The following is a 16,893-nucleotide window of genomic DNA, read 5'->3' as shown; positions in this document are numbered from 1 at the left end:
CATCCACGTGGACCCGTTCGCGTGCCATGCTGGCGGGCGTCGGTTCGAGGCGGTCGCCGCCTCCCTGAGTGGGGTTGGGTCATGAAGCAGTCAGCACGGCGGGTCGCGGGCGTCCCCCGCGGTCGCCGCGGGGTCGCCTCGGTCGGCGTCGTCGCGGTCGCGGCCTCGGTGCTCACATATGCCGCGGTGACCAGCCAGGGGTCGACGGTCCACGAGGCCGACGTGGGCGACGGCGGGGTGTGGGTCTCGTCGTCGGCCCAGGCGAAGTTCGGGCGGCTCAACACCCAGGCCCGCCAGCTCGACGCCGGTGTCGCGACGGCCCTCGCCGACGGCTCGAAGGTCGACATCCTCCAGGACGGCGCCGCGGTCGTGGGTGTCGCCACCGGCAACACCCTGCTGCCCATCGACGTGCGCACCGCCACGTCAGGCGACTCCGGCGCGGCCGCGCCGGCGCCGCTGCCGAGCCGCCCCGGCCAGTTCGTCCCCGCGACCGTCGACCTGCGTGGTGGCACGATCGCCACGGTCGACCCCAGGTCCGGCAAGGTCTGGGCGCAGCGGGTCGACGCCAAGGACGGCATCGAGTCCCTCCAGGACATCACGAGCACGGCCAAGCCGCTCGCGACGATCGGCGGCAACGCCTCCGTCGCCGTCGACACGAGTGGCACCGTCGTCGCGGCGTCGGGCGCGACCGGACGTATCGTCACCATCGCCCCCGCCGGCGACGCGATGGCCAAGCCGGTCACCGTCCCCACGAGCGTTCGCGCGCCCCTGCTCGACGTCACCGCGGTCGGCGACACGTGGGTCCTCTACGACCCCACCAGGGACGAGCTCCACGTCGAGGGACGTGACGAGCCGATCAGCGCCGGTGCAGCGCTCGGTGACGGGCCGGCATACGCCGCCCTCCAGCAACCGGGGCCCGACGCCGACACGGTCGTCGTCGCCAACGCGGTCGCCGCTCGTCCCGTCCAGCTCTCCGGTGGTGGCGGCGGACCGGGCGGCGTCGAGGTCCGCGAGCAGGCCAACCGCTCCGTCGAGCCACCGGTGGTCACCCGCCCGGTGCTGCTGCGCGGTTGCCTGCACGCCGCGTGGGCCGAGACCGGCAACGTCTTCTACGGAGCCAACTGCGGGCGCAGCGACGCGGTGGGCGCGGGCACGCTCGGCGGCGCCGGCAAGGCGGTCGTGCGCGACGGGGTCGCCTTCCGCGTCAACCGCGGCAACGTCGTCCTCAACCAGCTCGACACCGGCGACGTCTGGGACCTCGACTCGTCCAAGCAGAAGATCGACAACTGGGACGCGCTCATCCCGCCCACCAAGAAGGACGACGACAACGACAAGAAGGACCAGAACGTCGTCGACGACAACCAGGTGAGCCAGCCGCCCAAGGCGATGCCCGACAACCTGCGGATCCGCCCCGGGCGGACGAGCAAGATCCACCCGCTCGACAACGACACCGACGCCAAGGGCTCGATCCTCGCGATCGACCCCAAGGACCTCACGACCCCGAGCGCCGCCGACGTCACCGCGACCGTGTCGAGCGACGGCCAGACCGTCGACGTCAACGTCCCGGCGAACCCGTCCTCGTCGACGATCACGTTCTCCTACAAGGTGAGCAACGGCAAGGCCAAGCAGAAGGGCTCGGCCAGGATCGTCCTCACCGTCGTCGGCGACGACATCAACACCCCGCCGAAGGTGCGCGAGGGGCAGGCCGACCTCGCGAGGACGACGTACCCGGTGGTCTCCGGCGGCCGGGTCGCCGCCTCGGTCCTCGGCGACTGGCGTGACGGCGAGAACGACCCGCTCACGGTCGACGCGGCCGACCCGAGCACGGTCATCGACGGCCAGAACCGGATCGGCATCACCGCTCCCGTCAAGCCCGGGCCGGCGACGGTCGCCTACGGCATCAACGACGGCCGCCAGAGCACCAAGGGCGAGGTCAACCTCACCGTGCTCGACCTCGCACAGCCCAACGCCGTCGCGCCCAAGACCCAGCCCGACGTCGTGCGCGCCGTCCTCGGCAAGCCGGTGCAGCTCGAGCCGCTCGGCAACGACATCCCGGGTGCCGACCCGGGCGACCCGGACGCCCGCCTCCGCCTCGCGGGCGAGATCGCGCCCTCGGGTCCGCTCGACGTCGACACCAACCTCACGACCGGTGTCGTCACGGTGACGCCCAACGGGCTGGGGACGACCGAGCTCGCGTATGCCGCGCAGTCCGGCGGCACGGTCTCTCCCGGTCGCATCCGGATCGACGTCGTCGAGCCGGCCGACCCCGAGGCCCCACCCGTCGCCGTCCCCGACGGGGCGACCCTGCGCGACCAGGCGCCGACGATGGTCGACGTCCTCGCCAACGACTACAGCCCTCGGGCCGACGTCGTCGTCACCCAGAGCGCCAAGGTCGACGGCAACAACGGGTGGCTGCGTCCCACCATCTACCAGGGTCGGTGGGTGCGGATCGAGGCCCTCGAGCCCTCGCCGATCTCGGGTGAGGGCAGCCGTCAGGGCACGGTCGAGTACACGATCAGCGACGGCACCAAGCGCACCACCGGACGGATCAACGTCGTCCAGCGCCCGCCGGTGGCCGGCGCGGCGCCGACCGTCGAGGACGACCGGGCCACTGTGCGCGAGGGCGACAGCGTGTCCGTCGGCGTGCTCGACAACGACACCATGGCCGACGGCATCCCGCTCGTGCTCGACCCCGCGAGCGTCAAGGTCCTCGGTGGCGCCGAGGCCCGGGCCTTCGCCTCGGGCAACCTCATCCGCTACGTCCCCGAGCTCACCGGGCTCCGCGCGCCCAAGGACGTCGTCATCGAGTACGCGGCGTATGCCGAGGGCGCACCCGAGCGGGCGAAGACCGGTCGCCTCACGGTCACCGTCACCCCGCTGCCGACCAGCGCCACGCCCAACCAGGCCCCGATCGCCCGGAGCTTCTCCGGCTCGGTGACCGCCGGCGAGTCGGTCACCCTGACGATCCCGTCGACGGGCGTCGACCCCGACGGCGACACCGTGACGATGCGCGGCATCGTCGGCAAGGACGCCGACGCGCTCGACCTCACCTTCGGACGTGTCGTCTCCGTCGGCCCGTCGACGATCCGCTACGAGGGCTACCCCAACGCCGCGGGCACCGAGCTCATCCGCTACGAGGTCCAGGACCGCTTCGGCGCGACGAGCCAGGCCTTCGTGCGGGTCGGCGTGGTGCGCCCCGGCGACCCGCAGCCGCCGGTCGCCGTCGAGGACGAGGTCGTCGCAGCGCCGGGCAAGCGCGTCACCGCGCATGTCCTGCGCAACGACCTCATTGCCCGGGGCGACGCCGTCCGGATGGAGTACGAGGACCTCAACCCCGGCGACGTCCTCGGCTCGTGGAAGGTCGACGAGGACGAGAACACCGTCTCGACGCTCACGCCCGAGCCGGACGTCCCCACCCACCAGTTCGTCTACGGCATCGACAACGGCATCTTCGACCCGTCGCGCACGACGGTGCTCGTGCGCGGCGTCAAGGGCCACATCAACCCGCCGATCGCGCAGGACGACGTCGCCAGGGCCACCCCGGGCGAGACGACGGCCCTCGTCGACGCGCTCGCCAACGACACCGACATCGACTCGGATCCCGCCACGCTGAGGATCGTCGACGTGCTGTCCCCGCAGGGCAGGGTCGAGAACGGCAAGGTCCGGGTGACCCTGCTCGACCACCCTCAGGCCGTCCCCTACGTCATCGAGGACGACGACCAGGCGCGGGCGCTGGCCCTCATCCACGTGCCCGCGGGGGACAACGGCGTGCCGTTCGTCGTCGAGGGCGCGCTCATCGAGATCGACCAGGACTCGACGAAGACCGTCCGGCTCGCCGACCACGTGAAGTCCCCGCGCGGCAAGGCCGTGAGCATCACCGCCGCCGCGACGGTGTCGGCCTCGCCGGCCCAGTCGCTCGAGGCGGTCGCCGAGGGCACCGACACCATCGAGCTGACGTCGAAGGGCGGCTACATCGGCCCCGGTGCGCTCATGCTCGAGGTCAGCGACCAGGAGAGCCCCGACGACAAGGACGTGCGGACGGCATACGTGTCCATCCCGGTCCAGGTGGGACCCCAGGTGCCACTGCTCCGCTGCCCCGACGCACCCCTCGTGCTCGCAGCCGGCGGACGCGCGCGCGAGGTCGACATCCCCACCTACTGCCGCGCCTGGCTGCCGCTCGGCATGAACCTCGACGACGTCCGCTTCGACGTGAAGTGGGAGCCGCAGGCCGAGGGCGCCGAGCTCGAGCAGGCCGAGACCGGCGGGCGCCTCGTCACCCTTCGTGCCGGTGAGCGCGCGCCTTCCGGCACGGGGTCGGTCACCGTCACCTCTCCCGGTATGCCGTCCGTGCAGTTCCCTGTGCGCGTCCTTGGTCGCGACGCCGCGGGCAACGTCGCCGGAGCGGCGGCCGGTGACGCGAACGACCCCTTGGCCGTCCTGGGCCCACCCCGACTGCGACCCATCTCGGTCGACGGCCTCAACGAGGGTGAGTCGGAGTCGGTGGACGTGAGCCGCTACCTCGACTCCCCGCTCGAGAAGCCGTCGTGCTCGATCCAGGCGGCCGCGCTCGAGAGCGGCTCCGGCATCGAGGTCTCCCGCAGCGGCTGCACCCTCACCCTGCGCGCCACCGCACAGCCGAGCCCGACCGCGACCGTCTCGCTGCTCGTCGCCGACGGCCCGAACCGGACCGCCGCCGGGCGCGTCACCGTGACGATGCGCGGCAAGCCCATCGCGCCGACCGGAGTGAGCGCCATCGCCGACCGGATCGCCGGCGGGCAGGCCCGAGTCTCGTGGAACGCGCCCTCGTACGACGGCGGCGTGACGATCTCGACCTACGTCGTCCGCTGGACCGGTGGCAGCTCGAGCACCCTCGAGTGCTCGTCGTCGCCGTGCACGATCACCGGTCTGACCAACGGCGAGGACTACACCTTCACGGTGCTCGCCCGCAACGCCATCGGCGACAGCCCACCGAGCAGCCCGAGCAACGTCGTGCGCCCGGACACCAAGCCCGAGGCGACCTCCGGTGTCAACATGATCTCCCGCGGTGACGGCACGCTCGTCGTCGGCTGGTCACCTGCCCCCAACAAGGGCTCGGCGATCACCAAGTACGTCGTGCGCCTCATCCCCACGAGCTCCGGCGCCGGTGCGCGCACCGTCCAGGCGGGTGGAGGCGCGACGAGTACGCCGGTGTCCGGCCTCGACAACAACACGCCGTACTCGGTGGCCGTCCAGGCGTGGAACGGCGCGGGCGCCGGTCCCTTCGGCCCCGCCGTCGAGATGCAGTCCGCGGGCACGCCCCCGGCGGTGACCGGTGTCACCGGTGCGACCCGTGGACCGGGTGCGGGCTACGACTCCGAGTCGATCACCGTGTCGTGGAACCAGCAGGCCAACCCCAACGGTCCGCCGCTCAAGCACTACACCGTCTACCGCAACGTCGACGACGGCAGGTGGACCCAGATCGGCCGGGTCGGGGCCCAGACCCGCACCCTCGCCGACACCATCCCCTACGACGGCCGGCGCTACGGGTACACCGTCACGGCCACCAACGGCGCCGACCTCGAGTCGCCAAAGGGCACCCCCTGGACCTACACCTCCGTCGGTGTCCCCAGCAACCCGTCGGTGACCGCGCGCACGCCGAACCCCGACAAGTCCGTCGTCGTCGACGTCCAGGTCGGACAGCCCCGGGCGGGTGGCTTCCAGTCGATCCAGTGGCGCGGCGGGGGCAAGTCCGGCACCCACACGTGCGGCTGCGCGCCCGGCTCGACGGTGCGCTTCACCCTGCCGAACATGGGCATCGACCCGCTGACGGTCAAGGTGCGGACGGTCAACACGGGCGGCAGACAGTCGAGCGAGGCGACGAGCAACCAGGTCCAGCCCTACGGCGACACCCTGTCACCGGTCAACCTCACGGCGTCGGTGAGTGGCCGCACCATCACGTGGAGCTGGGACCTGCGCACCAACGGCCGGGCCATCGACCAGGTCGAGATCAGGACGTTCGACGGTCGTGGTTGGCGGGCACCGGACAACCGGCAGAGCCACAGCCAGACCTTCGGCTACTCGGAGACCCACCAGCTCGAGGTCCGGGCGCATGCCACTCCGACGGGGTGGAGCCCAGCCGCGGGGCCGCGAGGCGCCACGACCGTCCCGGAGCCGAAGAACCCCGAGATCTACAACGTGCGGGCCAACGGCAGCGGCATCGGCGGCGGCAGCTGTGCCAGCGGCTGCCCCAAGATGGACTTCGACATCAGGGACTTCCCGGGCAACACGTCGTGGACCATCACGTGCCAGCACTCCTCGGGAGCCGCCGGAGACTTCACCAGCTCCTCCCCGGTCAATGTCGGGCCCGCTGGCAACGGCTACACCTGGGCCGGTTACTGCGTCTTCGACAAGGCGCTCGCCGGTGACGCGAGGATCGTGCTCAACCGCGGCGGAGAGGTCGTGCGCTCCAACTGGGTGCCGTGGTGACAGGGGCTCCGGTCAGTCGATGACCGCGAGGATGTCGCCCTCCTGGACGACGTCGCCGACCTCGACCTTGACCTCGCTGACCGTCCCGGCGTGCTCGGTGAGGACGGGGATCTCCATCTTCATCGACTCGAGCAGGGCGATCTCCGCGCCCACCTCGACGGTGTCCCCCGCGCTCACGGCGATGGACAGGACGTTGGCGACGAGGTCTGAGACGACGTGGTGCGGCATACCGCCGACCGTATCCACTACGCACCGGTAACCCCGCCTTGCCCGGGCTCCCGACCGCGTCGCGTCCGCCGTCCGCAGCCGATTCGCAGTCGATCCGAGTGCGCTCGCAGCGGTTTCGCAGTGGCGCGACCGAGCCTCGACCACGTCGGGCACCGAGCCCGGCGCAGGATCTCGACAGGCACGACATCGACAGGCACGACCTCCACAGACAGGAGCACGACATGAACACCATCACCGCACGCGCGGGCCGGGTCACCCTCGGACTCGCGGTCGCCGTGGCCGCCCTCGGCGGAGGCATCGCGAGCGCCGCTCCGACCGCCGGCGACGGCACCTCGGCGCAGGCGACGCAGTCCGTCATGTTCGCCGGGACGCGCCCGGCCTTCAAGGCGCCGTTCCAGTGCGGCACGCAGTGGCGGGGGAGCGCGTGGACGTGGTCCGACGGCCACCAGCACAACCCGCTCAAGTCGGTCGACTGGAACTGGGGCAGCGGCAACGACGACAAGGGCAAGCTCGTGCGGGCCTCGGCGGGCGGGACCGTCGAGTTCGCCGGCGACGGCTCGGGCGGCTACGGGAAGATGGTCCTCATCAGGCACGGCGACGGCTGGAAGACGCGCTACGCGCACCTGCTCGTCGGCTCGCTCGAGGTCTCGGCGGGCGACGTCATCAACCAGGGCAAGGTCATCGGCAAGGTCGGCCAGTCAGGCGGCCAGACGTACTCGCACCTGCACTACGAGCAGATCGCGGACGGCAACGTCGTGGACGCCGTCGTCCAGGGCGTCCGGTTCGACCCGAACGACGTGCACTACATCACGAGCACCAACGCCTGCTGACCTGCGCGGTCCCGCACGAAGGGGGGCGGACGGCATACCGGGAAAAGCCCTCGGTATGCCGTCCGCCCCCGTCTCACGGGGGCGCGAGAGTTTCGTGCCGGTGACGGCCTGCCGTTACCGTGGAGGGTCGATCCACCCCCGGACGCCGCGCGACAGCCTGTCCCGCCAGGCCGTCCGGGCCGATGACCCGGCACCCCAGCGTGCCGCCCCCGTGTACGAAGGACCACTCATGCGCTGCCGATCCTGCGGAGTCGACGTGCCCGTCGACGACGCCTTCTGCTCGCAGTGCGGTGCCCGCGTCGAGCTCGGATCCGTCCTCGGCGTCGGGACCGACCTGCCGCCCGTCCCGCCACGGGACCGCCCGCAGTCTCCGCCGTCCGCCACCCCCGCGCCGGAGGTCGACGCCGAGCGCGACGTCCCCTCCACGCACGCGCCTGCGCCGGACGAGTCCGACGACCTCAGCCAGACCCGCGAGCTGCCGCGGATCGACCCCGGTGCGGCGGGGCCCACGGCCCGGCCCACGGCTCCGGCTCCCGCGCCAGCGACTGCCCACCGCGAGCCGGCTCCTGCCACGGCCCCTCCCTCCGCACCCATGGCCGAGGACGACGGAGCGCCGGCGCACTCGCGCAGCAGCATCCTCGCGATGGTCGCGACCTTCGCCGTCCTCACGATCATCGGCACCCTCGCCCTGACCCGGCTCGTCGGCGGCGACGACACCCAGCCGACGACCCAGCCGACGACCCAGTCGTCGGCCTCGAGCTCGGTCACCGCCGAGGAGTCCGGGGATGCACCGTCGACGGGCGCCAGCCCTGCGCAGCCGTCCGCGTCGCCTTCCGGGTCTCCTTCCGTGTCACCGACCCAGGAGGTGTCGCCCTCCGCCTCGACCTCGATGCCGCCGCAGGCGCGGCGGTGCTCGACGAGCGGGAGCGACGCGGTCGCCACGGCATACGCCGGCACTGAGCGGACGTCCTGCGAGTTCGCGGCCGCGGTCCGCGAGGCCTACCGCAACGCGGGCACGCCCGGCGGCGCGACGAGCCTGCGGGCCTACAGCCCGGTGACGAAGAAGTGGTACTCGCTGTCCTGCGACGGCGGCGAGCCGGTGCGCTGCACGTCGACGACCAACGCGATCGTCCTCCTCGCGCCCTGACCCAGGAGACTGCGACATGAACTGCGCCACCTGCGGGGGCGTCCTCGCCCCGGACGCCAGGTTCTGCCCACGCTGCGGCGCCAGGGTGGAGCTCGGCTCACTCCTCGGCGTCGGCACCGACCTCCCGCCGGTTCCGCCGAGCGAGGAGCCGGAGCAGCCCGACATCTCGGCCGCTGACGGATCCCGTCAAGGCGGCGACTTGACCCCGGGGCGCGTCGCTGCGATGGTCGCGACGTTCGTCGTGCTGACCGTCATCGGAACGTTCGTCCTGGCGCAGCTCTTCGGGTCGGACCCCCCGGAGTCCTCGACGGCCGCGCAGGGCACGCCGTCGTCCAGCGACACCGGCGCGGCATCACCCCCGGCGACCGCGTCGGCGACGCCCTCCGGACCGGGCACCCCCTCAGCCAGTGCCTCGGTGTCGTCACCGACCGCGTCGGCGTCCCTGCCCGAGGGTGCCCGCCGGTGCTCCAGGAGTGGCAGCGACGCGGTCGCCAGCGCCTGGTCCGGCAACCGCGACACGTCGTGCGCCTTCACCAACGCCGTCCGCGCGGCCTACCGCGAGGCGGGCGCCCCCACCCAGCCGACACCGTTCCGGGTCTACAGCACGGTGACGAAGCGCTGGTACGACGTGACCTGCGCCGGGAGCCCGCTCCTGCGGTGCGCCGACGGTGCTGCCGTCGTCTACCTGGGCCCCTGACGACCGGGCCGGCAGGCGACGCCGTCGAGAGAAGGCAGAGTCCCGCCCCCGGACACCGGGAGCGGGACTCTGTCTTCTCTCGAGCGGAGGGTCAGCGCTCCTCGGTGCCCGCGATGAACGCCTCGAGCTTCTCGCGACCCAGGTCGTCGGGACGCTGCTCCGGCGGGGACTTCATGAGGTAGCTCGACGCGGAGAGCAGGGCGCCACCGACGCCGCGGTCCTTGGCGATCTTCGCCGCACGGATGGCGTCGATGATGATGCCGGCCGAGTTGGGGGAGTCCCAGACCTCGAGCTTGTACTCGAGGTTGAGCGGCACGTCACCGAAGGCGCGACCCTCGAGGCGGACGTAGGCCCACTTGCGGTCGTCGAGCCACGCGACGTAGTCCGACGGGCCGATGTGGACGTTCTTGCTGTCCGTCACGCCGGCCAGCGCGCCCGTGAGGTTCGAGGTCACGGCCTGCGTCTTGGAGACCTTCTTGGACTCGAGGCGCTCGCGCTCGAGCATGTTCTTGAAGTCCATGTTGCCGCCGACGTTGAGCTGGTAGGTGCGGTCCAGCGTGACGCCGCGGTCCTCGAACAGCTTGGCCATGACCCGGTGCGTGATGGTCGCGCCGACCTGGCTCTTGATGTCGTCGCCGATGACCGGCACGCCGGCGTCCTCGAACTTCTTGGCCCACTCGGGGTCGGAGGCGATGAAGACGGGGAGGGCGTTGACGAAGGCGACCTTGGCGTCGATGGCGCACTGCGCGTAGAACTTGTCGGCCTGCTCCGAGCCCACCGGGAGGTAGGACACGAGGACGTCTACCTTGGCGTCCTTGAGCACCTGGACGACGTCGACCGGCTCCGCGGGGGACTGGTCGATGGTCATCGCGTAGTACTTGCCGATGCCGTCGAGCGTGTGGCCGCGCTGGACCTCGACACCCGTGGTGGGGACGTCCGCGATCTTGATGGTGTTGTTCTCGGAGGCGTTGATGGCCTCGGAGAGGTCCTTGCCGACCTTCTTGTCGTCGACGTCGAACGCGGCGACGAACTCGACGTCGTTGACGTGGTACTCGCCGAACTTGACGTGCATGAGGCCGGGCACCGACGCGGTCGCGTCGGCGTCCTTGTAGTACTCGACTCCCTGCACGAGCGAGCTCGCGCAGTTGCCGACGCCGACGATGGCGACGCGAATCGAACCCATGATGGTGTTCTCCTTCAGTGATGGTGTGGTGCCGTTCGTCCCGGCGTATGCCGGGTGGCCGGGGTGGTCTGTCAGGGCTGGGGCCCCGGGTCGGTGGGGTGGCGGCGCTCGGCGTCGATGAGCTCGGTGAGCCACCGGACCTCGCGCTCGGTGCTCTCCTCGCCGTGGCGCTGGAGGGCCTGGGTCCAGGTGTCCATGCGCTCGCGACTGCGGGTGGAGTTCGCGCGGACCGTCTCGAGCTGCTCCTCGACGCGTGAGCGACGTCCCTCGAGGATCCGGAGCCGGACGTCGGCCTCGGTCCGGCCGAAGAAGGCCAGGCGCACACCGAAGCCGTCGTCCTCGTAGGCCGCGGTGTCGATCCGACGCGCCGCCTGCTCGAAGGACTCCTTGCCGGCCGCGGTGATCTCGTACACGATCCGGTTGCGGCCCGACGTGGCGCCGGCGGACCCGCGAGCACCGGGGTCGCCCGCCGACTGGGCGATGAGACCGCGGTCCAGCAGCCCGGACAGGGCCGGGTAGAGCGTGCCGTAGGACAGTGCGCGGAAGGCGCCGAGCGCCTCGTTGAGCCGGCGGCGCAGCTCGTAGCCGTGGGCCGGGCCCTCGTGGAGCAGGCCGAGGAGGGCGAAGTCGAGCAGCTCGGATCGCTTGCTCACGCTCGTCCACCTCTTCCGTGCCGGTCGGTCCACCTGACAAACTCGCTGCTTGTCAGTGCGACTGTACCCCGAAGTTATATCGCTGCGATACATCGTCGATGTGAGGTGCATGACGTCCGCACCCCGCCCGTGAGCGTGACCAGCAGGTTTCCTGAACGTCGCACTCAGGTTCGGGACGGCATACTGGAGCAGGCGCGCCCGCCCTGCGGTGGTTCGCGCCCTCGTCCGTACTGCCGTCCTTCGAAAGTTGTCCATGAGCACCGCACCCCGTTCGCGCGCCGAGGCTCGCCGCCGCAGCGACGTCAAGGCACGCCGCCCCCAGGAGGGCCGGAAGCGGTCGTGGCCGCGCCGCCTCCTCTACACGCTGCTCGCCCTGTTCGTCCTGGGCGTCGCCGGTGTCGGGATCGCCTACGCCATGACGGACGTGCCCGAGCCCAACGAGGTCGCGACCGCCCAGACCTCGGTCATCTACTTCTCCGACGGCAAGTCCGAGATCGGCCGGGTCTCCGAGTACAACCGCGAGTCGGTCAAGCTCAAGCAGGTGCCGATCCACGTCCAGCGGGCGATGCTCGCCGCCGAGGACCGCAAGTTCTACGAGAACAACGGCATCTCGCCGACCGGCATCGCCCGGGCGGTCTGGGTCGCCGTCAAGGGCGGCCAGGCGACGCAGGGTGGCTCCACGATCACCCAGCAGTACGTCAAGAACTACTTCCTCAGCCAGGACCGGACGCTGCAGCGCAAGGCGCGCGAGATCCTCATCTCGGTCAAGATCGACGGCCAGCAGTCCAAGGACGAGATCCTCGAGAACTACCTCAACACGATCTACTACGGGCGCGGCGCCTACGGCATCCAGACCGCCTCGAAGGCCTACTTCGGCAAGGACGTCTCCAAGATCACCCCGGCCGAGGGCGCCTTCCTCGCCTCGGCCATCCGCGGACCGTCGTTCTACGACCCGCGCCTGGGCGAGGAGCAGACCAAGAACGCCCAGACCCGCTCGGCCTACATCCTCGACGCGATGGAGGCCCAGGGCTGGCTGACCGCACAGCAGCGCACGGCCGCCACCTTCCCCAAGAAGTTCGCCCCGTACCGGCCGCCGTCGGTGTCCGGCCCCAACGGCTACATCGTCCAGCTCGTCAAGGACGAGCTCGTCAACAAGGTCAAGCTCGACGAGGCCGACATCTCCAGCGACGGGCTGAGGATCGTCACGACCATCGACAAGGCGAAACAGCGGGCCGCCCTCGAGGCCGTCGCCGAGCGCATCCCCGCCGAGGCCAAGAACCTCAACGTCGGACTCGCATCGATCAAGCCCGGCGACGGTGCCGTCCAGGCGCTGTACGGCGGCAAGGACTACGCCAAGAACCAGTTCAACACCGCGACAGACGCGACGATGCAGGCCGGCTCCGTCTTCAAGATCTTCACCCTCATCGCCGCCCTGCAAAGTGGTGACCTGAGCATCCGCAACAGCTTCGACGGCGACAGCCCGCAGTACTTCGAGGAGTTCGCGAACTCTGCCGGCGCCACCGACTTCAACCGTCGCGGCGGCGTGCGCAACTTCAACAACCGCGACTACGGCCGGGTCACCGTGCCGGAGGCGACGGCCGACTCGGTCAACACCGTCTACGCCCAGCTCAACATCCTTGCCACGCCGGCCAAGACGGCCGCCGCGGCGAAGCAGGCCGGCATCACCACCAAGCTCAACCCCAACTACGCCAACGTCCTCGGCAGCGACAGCGTCAAGGTCCTCGACATGGCCAACGCCTACGCGACCCTCGCAGCCAAGGGCGTGCGGGCCCAGCCCTACTTCGTCAAGTCCGTGAAGTCGACGGACGGCAGCTTCGACTACGCCGCGAAGCCCAAGACCTCGCGGGCCTTCCCCGAGGACCTGGTCTCCGACGTCGTCTACTCGATGGAGCAGGTCATCGAGGACGGCAGCGGCGACTACGCCGGCGAGCGCCTCGACCGCGAGGCCGCCGGCAAGACGGGTACCTCGAGCGACAACTACTCGGCCTGGTTCGACGGCTTCACCCCGCAGCTCGCGACCGCGGTCGGCATGTTCCAGGGTGACGGGTCGATCAAGGAGGCCAACCAGATGAACGACGTCCCCGGCTGGGGATCCATCACGGGTGGCACGATCCCGGTGCGCATCTGGACCGACTTCATGGTGGCGGCCACCAAGGGCATGGACAAGCAGGAGTTCCCGGAGCCGGCATACATCAACAAGAACGCCGAACCGAAGAAGACCCAGCAGCCGACCCGGACGAGCGAGCCCGAGCCCGAGCCCGAGCCCGAGCCGGTGCCCTCGACCACGGCCCCGCCCACGACGGCACCCCCGGAGCCGAGCATCCCGCCCGTGCCGGTCCCGACCAAGACCAAGGGGCCCAAGCCGTCGGCCACGCTGCCCTTCCCCGACCCGACACCCACGACGGGTGCCTCGGGGGGCGGCTGAGAGTGACCGCGCCCGCCTTTCGCCGGGCGGGTCCCCGTGGACCCACGGCCACGTTCGCACCGGTGGCGCTGCTCGCGGCGCTGCCGGTGCTCGCGTCCCTGTGGAAGCAGGCGCCCTGCCTCGACCGTGGCTGGGGAGGGCAGGAGCCGTTCTGGCGCTACTGCTACTCCGACCTCGCCGTCTCGACCCAGACGGCCGGGGCCGACCGAGGGCTGGTCACCTGGCTCGCCGGTGACGTGCCCCTGGACCACCCGCCGCTCACCGGTGCCCTGCTGTCGCTCGTGGCGGGCGCGGGACCCGGTGGAGACGCGCTCGCCACCCAGCGCTGGGTCCTCGGCCTCTGGGCCGTCCTCTCGGTCGCGGCGCTCGCGCTCATGGCGTGGTGGGTGCGCGACGTGGACGCGGGCCACGATGGAGTCCGACGGGGCCTGGACCCGAGGCATGTCGTCCTCGCCCCCGTCGCCGCCCTGACGCTCCTGCTCTCGCCGGACCTCCTCGGAGTCGCACTGGCGACCGGTGGGCTGTGGGCCTGGTCGAGACGGCACCCGGTGCTGGCCGGCGCGCTGCTCGGTGCGGGTCTCTTGGCACGCACCTACCCGGGCCTGCTCCTCCTCGTCGTCGCCGCGCACGCCTGGCGCACCGGTCGTGAGCACGAGCTCGGGCGGGTGGCCGTGGGGGCCCTCGCGGCGGTCGCCGTCGTCGTGGTGCCCCTCCTCGTCGCCGAACCCGCCCTGGTCACCCGCTCGTGGGGCCTGTGGAACGACAGCCTCGCCGGATTGGGGTCGGTCTGGTACCTCCCAACCCTCGCCGGCAGCGCGTGGTCCGCGGGCCTGCTCACGGTCCTGGCGGTGCTCGGGGTCGTCCTCGCGGTCGTGCTCGCCGGCGTGCTCGTCCTCGGGGCGCCGACCGCCCCCCGCATCGGCGCGGCAGCACTCGTCCTCGTGGCCGTGGTCCTCGTGAGCGGCAAGTCGTTCCCGGTGCAGTCCTCGCTCTGGCTCGTGCCGCTCGTCGCGCTGGCCGGGCTGCGCTGGCGCGACCACCTCGTCTGGGCGCTGGCCGAGGCGGTGCACTTCGTCGCTGTCTGGCTCTACCTCGGCGGCCTCCAGGACGCGAACCGCGGGCTCCCGGCGAGCTGGTACGCCGTCGCCCTGCTCGGCCGGGTCGCAGCCGTCGTCTACCTGGCCGTCCGTGCCTGGCAGACGGCCACCGCCGGGCCACGCGGCGTGTGGGACCCGCCGCCCAGGGAAGGTGTCGAGGGCACCGGAGCTGCCGATTCGCCGACCGCGACGACGATTTAGTCGTATGCCGTCCGGCCCGGTACCCTTGCCGGGTTGCCTGTGTGCCCTGTGGACAACTCCACGGCGGTGTCGGCAGCGATGCATACCCTCCTGTCACGGAGAGACCGTGACCGTTCAGACCGAAGGAGGCGGGTTAACGCATGCGTCAGTACGAACTCATGGTCATCCTCGACCCGGAGCTTGACGACCGCACGGTCCAGCCGTCGCTCGACAAGTTCCTCACGGTGATCACCAAGGACGGTGGCACCGTCGACAACGTCGACATCTGGGGCCGTCGTCGCCTCGCCTACGAGATCAAGAAGAAGGCCGAGGGCATCTACGCCGTCGTCAACTTCACCTCGGAGCCGGCCACGGCCAAGGAGCTGGACCGTCAGCTCGGCCTCAACGAGTCGATCATGCGGACCAAGCTCCTGCGCCCCGGCGCCTGACCTTCGTCCTCACGACTCCACCCCAGCGAACCTCGCTGGACCCAGCTGAACCCAGCACCACCCACGAACGCCGCACACCCAGACTCACGCTGCACCAGACCAAAGGGGATCTGATCCATGGCAGGCGAGACCGTCCTCACGATCGTCGGGAACCTCACCGGGGACCCCGAGCTGCGCTTCACCCCCTCGGGTGCTGCCGTCGCGAACTTCACCGTGGCCTCCACGCCGCGCACGTTCGACCGGACCAGCAACGAGTGGAAGGACGGCGAGACGCTGTTCATGCGCTGCTCGGTCTGGCGTGACGCGGCCGAGAACGTCGCCGAGTCCCTGCAGCGGGGCACGCGGGTCATCGTCACCGGCCGTCTGAAGTCTCGTTCGTACGAGACCAAGGAGGGCGAGAAGCGCACCGTCATCGAGATGGACGTCGACGAGGTCGGCCCCTCGATGAAGTACGCGACCGCCAAGGTCAACAAGACCTCGCGCGGTGGCGGCGGCGGTGGCGGCTTCGGCGGCGACCAAGGTGGCTCCGGCCAGCCTGACCCGTGGGCGACCGGTGGCTCCGCACCTCAGGGCCAAGGCCAGGGCGGACCGTCACAGGGCGGCGGTTGGAACCAGCAGGGCGGCGGCGCACCGGCGGCACCGCAGCAGGGTTCGCAGGGACAGCAGGGTGGCCAGGGAGGCTGGGGCAACGCCCCGGCCTACGACGAGCCCCCCTTCTGACCACCACCACAGATTCACACCATCCCTGGGAGACCAGGGCTCATCCGCTGAGGCATTCAGCGAAAAGGAGAGCACCACGATGGCCAAGCCAGTTGTGCGCAAGCCCAAGAAGAAGGCCAACCCGCTCAAGGCGGCGAAGGTCGAGAACATCGACTACAAGGACACTGCGCTGCTGCGCAAGTTCATCTCCGACCGCGGCAAGATCCGCGCTCGTCGGGTGACCGGCGTGTCCGTCCAGGAGCAGCGTCTGATCGCCAACGCGGTCAAGAACGCCCGTGAGATGGCGCTCCTTCCCTACTCCAGCTCGTCCCGCTGACGCGCGACCCAGCACCGACAAGGAGAGCTGAACAATGAAGGTCATTCTCACGCACGAGGTCTCGAACCTCGGCACCGCCGGTGACGTCGTCGACGTCAAGGACGGCTACGCCCGCAACTTCCTCTTCCGTCGCGGTCTCGCGACGGGGTGGACCAAGGGCGCGCAGAAGCAGGTCGACTCCCTCGCCAAGGGCCGTGAGGTCCGTGCGGTGAAGTCGCTCGAGGAGGCCCAGTCGATCAAGGGCAACCTCGAGGCCAGGCCCGTGACGGTCCCCGCGCACGCCGGCAAGGAGGGACGTCTCTTCGGTGCCGTCTCCACCGCCGACATCGCCGCGGCCGTCAAGGACGCCATCGGCACCGACATCGACAAGCGCAAGATCGAGGTCCCGACCCCGATCAAGACCACGGGTGCCCACGAGGCCCTCGTCCGTCTGCACCCCGAGGTGCAGGCCAAGGTCGCGCTCAACGTCGTCGCCGGCTGAC

The 16,893-nt window shown here is 70.9% G+C and carries 13 protein-coding genes; 10 read left to right on the top strand and 3 right to left on the bottom strand.

All coding sequences use genetic code 11. The annotated features are described in order from the left end of the window. The first annotated feature begins 81 nt into the window (after positions 1 to 81). The gene (locus tag LL946_RS07100) at positions 82 to 6,465 is read left to right on the top strand and encodes an Ig-like domain-containing protein (RefSeq protein WP_404386206.1); all 6,384 of its coding nucleotides are present in this window, start codon (positions 82 to 84) and stop codon (positions 6,463 to 6,465) included. Between the two features lie 12 nt (positions 6,466 to 6,477). On the opposite strand, the gene LL946_RS07095 is transcribed toward LL946_RS07100, so the two are convergent. Then, on the bottom strand, positions 6,478 to 6,693 hold the full coding sequence (locus LL946_RS07095) for a biotin/lipoyl-binding carrier protein (RefSeq protein WP_404386204.1): 216 nt from the start codon (positions 6,691 to 6,693) through the stop codon (positions 6,478 to 6,480). Positions 6,694 to 6,914: 221 nt separating this feature from the next. Between LL946_RS07095 and LL946_RS07090 the strand changes: the two genes are divergently transcribed. The 3 genes from LL946_RS07090 to LL946_RS07080 all read left to right on the top strand — a co-directional run bounded on the left by LL946_RS07090 (position 6,915) and on the right by LL946_RS07080 (position 9,367). Then, the gene (locus LL946_RS07090) at positions 6,915 to 7,523 is read left to right on the top strand and encodes a M23 family metallopeptidase (RefSeq protein ID WP_404386202.1); all 609 of its coding nucleotides are present in this window, start codon (positions 6,915 to 6,917) and stop codon (positions 7,521 to 7,523) included. A 256-nt stretch (positions 7,524 to 7,779) separates the two neighbouring features. Further along, positions 7,780 to 8,670: a hypothetical protein gene (locus tag LL946_RS07085; RefSeq protein WP_404386200.1), complete on the top strand. Its 891-nt coding sequence runs from the start codon at positions 7,780 to 7,782 to the stop codon at positions 8,668 to 8,670. Positions 8,671 to 8,686: 16 nt separating this feature from the next. Further along, on the top strand, positions 8,687 to 9,367 hold the full coding sequence (locus LL946_RS07080) for a hypothetical protein (RefSeq protein WP_404386198.1): 681 nt from the start codon (positions 8,687 to 8,689) through the stop codon (positions 9,365 to 9,367). A 91-nt stretch (positions 9,368 to 9,458) separates the two neighbouring features. Here LL946_RS07080 and LL946_RS07075 read toward each other — a convergent pair whose 3' ends face one another. Then, complete coding sequence (locus LL946_RS07075) at positions 9,459 to 10,550, bottom strand: inositol-3-phosphate synthase (protein WP_404386196.1); 1,092 nt, start codon at positions 10,548 to 10,550, stop codon at positions 9,459 to 9,461. Positions 10,551 to 10,621: 71 nt separating this feature from the next. Beyond that, positions 10,622 to 11,203 (bottom strand): PadR family transcriptional regulator, encoded by a 582-nt coding sequence (locus LL946_RS07070; protein WP_404386194.1) that lies wholly within the window; start codon positions 11,201 to 11,203, stop codon positions 10,622 to 10,624. Between the two features lie 253 nt (positions 11,204 to 11,456). On the opposite strand from LL946_RS07070, the gene LL946_RS07065 reads away from it, so the two are divergent. From LL946_RS07065 to rplI, 6 genes are all read left to right on the top strand, one after another. Continuing rightward, a complete protein-coding gene (locus LL946_RS07065; RefSeq protein WP_404386192.1) occupies positions 11,457 to 13,649 on the top strand; it encodes a transglycosylase domain-containing protein in 2,193 nt (730 codons plus the stop codon). Positions 13,650 to 13,711: 62 nt separating this feature from the next. Continuing rightward, on the top strand, positions 13,712 to 14,947 hold the full coding sequence (locus LL946_RS07060) for a hypothetical protein (protein ID WP_404386190.1): 1,236 nt from the start codon (positions 13,712 to 13,714) through the stop codon (positions 14,945 to 14,947). Positions 14,948 to 15,087: 140 nt separating this feature from the next. Then, a complete protein-coding gene (rpsF, locus tag LL946_RS07055; RefSeq protein WP_147063234.1) occupies positions 15,088 to 15,375 on the top strand; it encodes a 30S ribosomal protein S6 in 288 nt (95 codons plus the stop codon). A gap of 117 nt (positions 15,376 to 15,492) precedes the next feature. Further along, on the top strand, positions 15,493 to 16,095 hold the full coding sequence (locus tag LL946_RS07050) for a single-stranded DNA-binding protein (protein ID WP_404386187.1): 603 nt from the start codon (positions 15,493 to 15,495) through the stop codon (positions 16,093 to 16,095). A 79-nt stretch (positions 16,096 to 16,174) separates the two neighbouring features. Further along, positions 16,175 to 16,411, top strand: coding sequence for a 30S ribosomal protein S18 (rpsR, locus tag LL946_RS07045; RefSeq protein WP_035904052.1), 237 nt, complete (start codon positions 16,175 to 16,177; stop codon positions 16,409 to 16,411). 34 nt (positions 16,412 to 16,445) lie between these two features. Further along, on the top strand, positions 16,446 to 16,892 hold the full coding sequence (rplI, locus tag LL946_RS07040) for a 50S ribosomal protein L9 (protein ID WP_404386184.1): 447 nt from the start codon (positions 16,446 to 16,448) through the stop codon (positions 16,890 to 16,892). The last annotated feature ends 1 nt before the right edge of the window (position 16,893 follow it).

This window comes from Knoellia locipacati (assembly GCF_044791685.1).
Classification (GTDB): domain Bacteria; phylum Actinomycetota; class Actinomycetes; order Actinomycetales; family Dermatophilaceae; genus Knoellia; species Knoellia locipacati_A.
The sequence above is the reverse complement of the archived record's forward strand: the minus strand, read 5'-3'. Positions and strand labels throughout refer to the sequence as shown.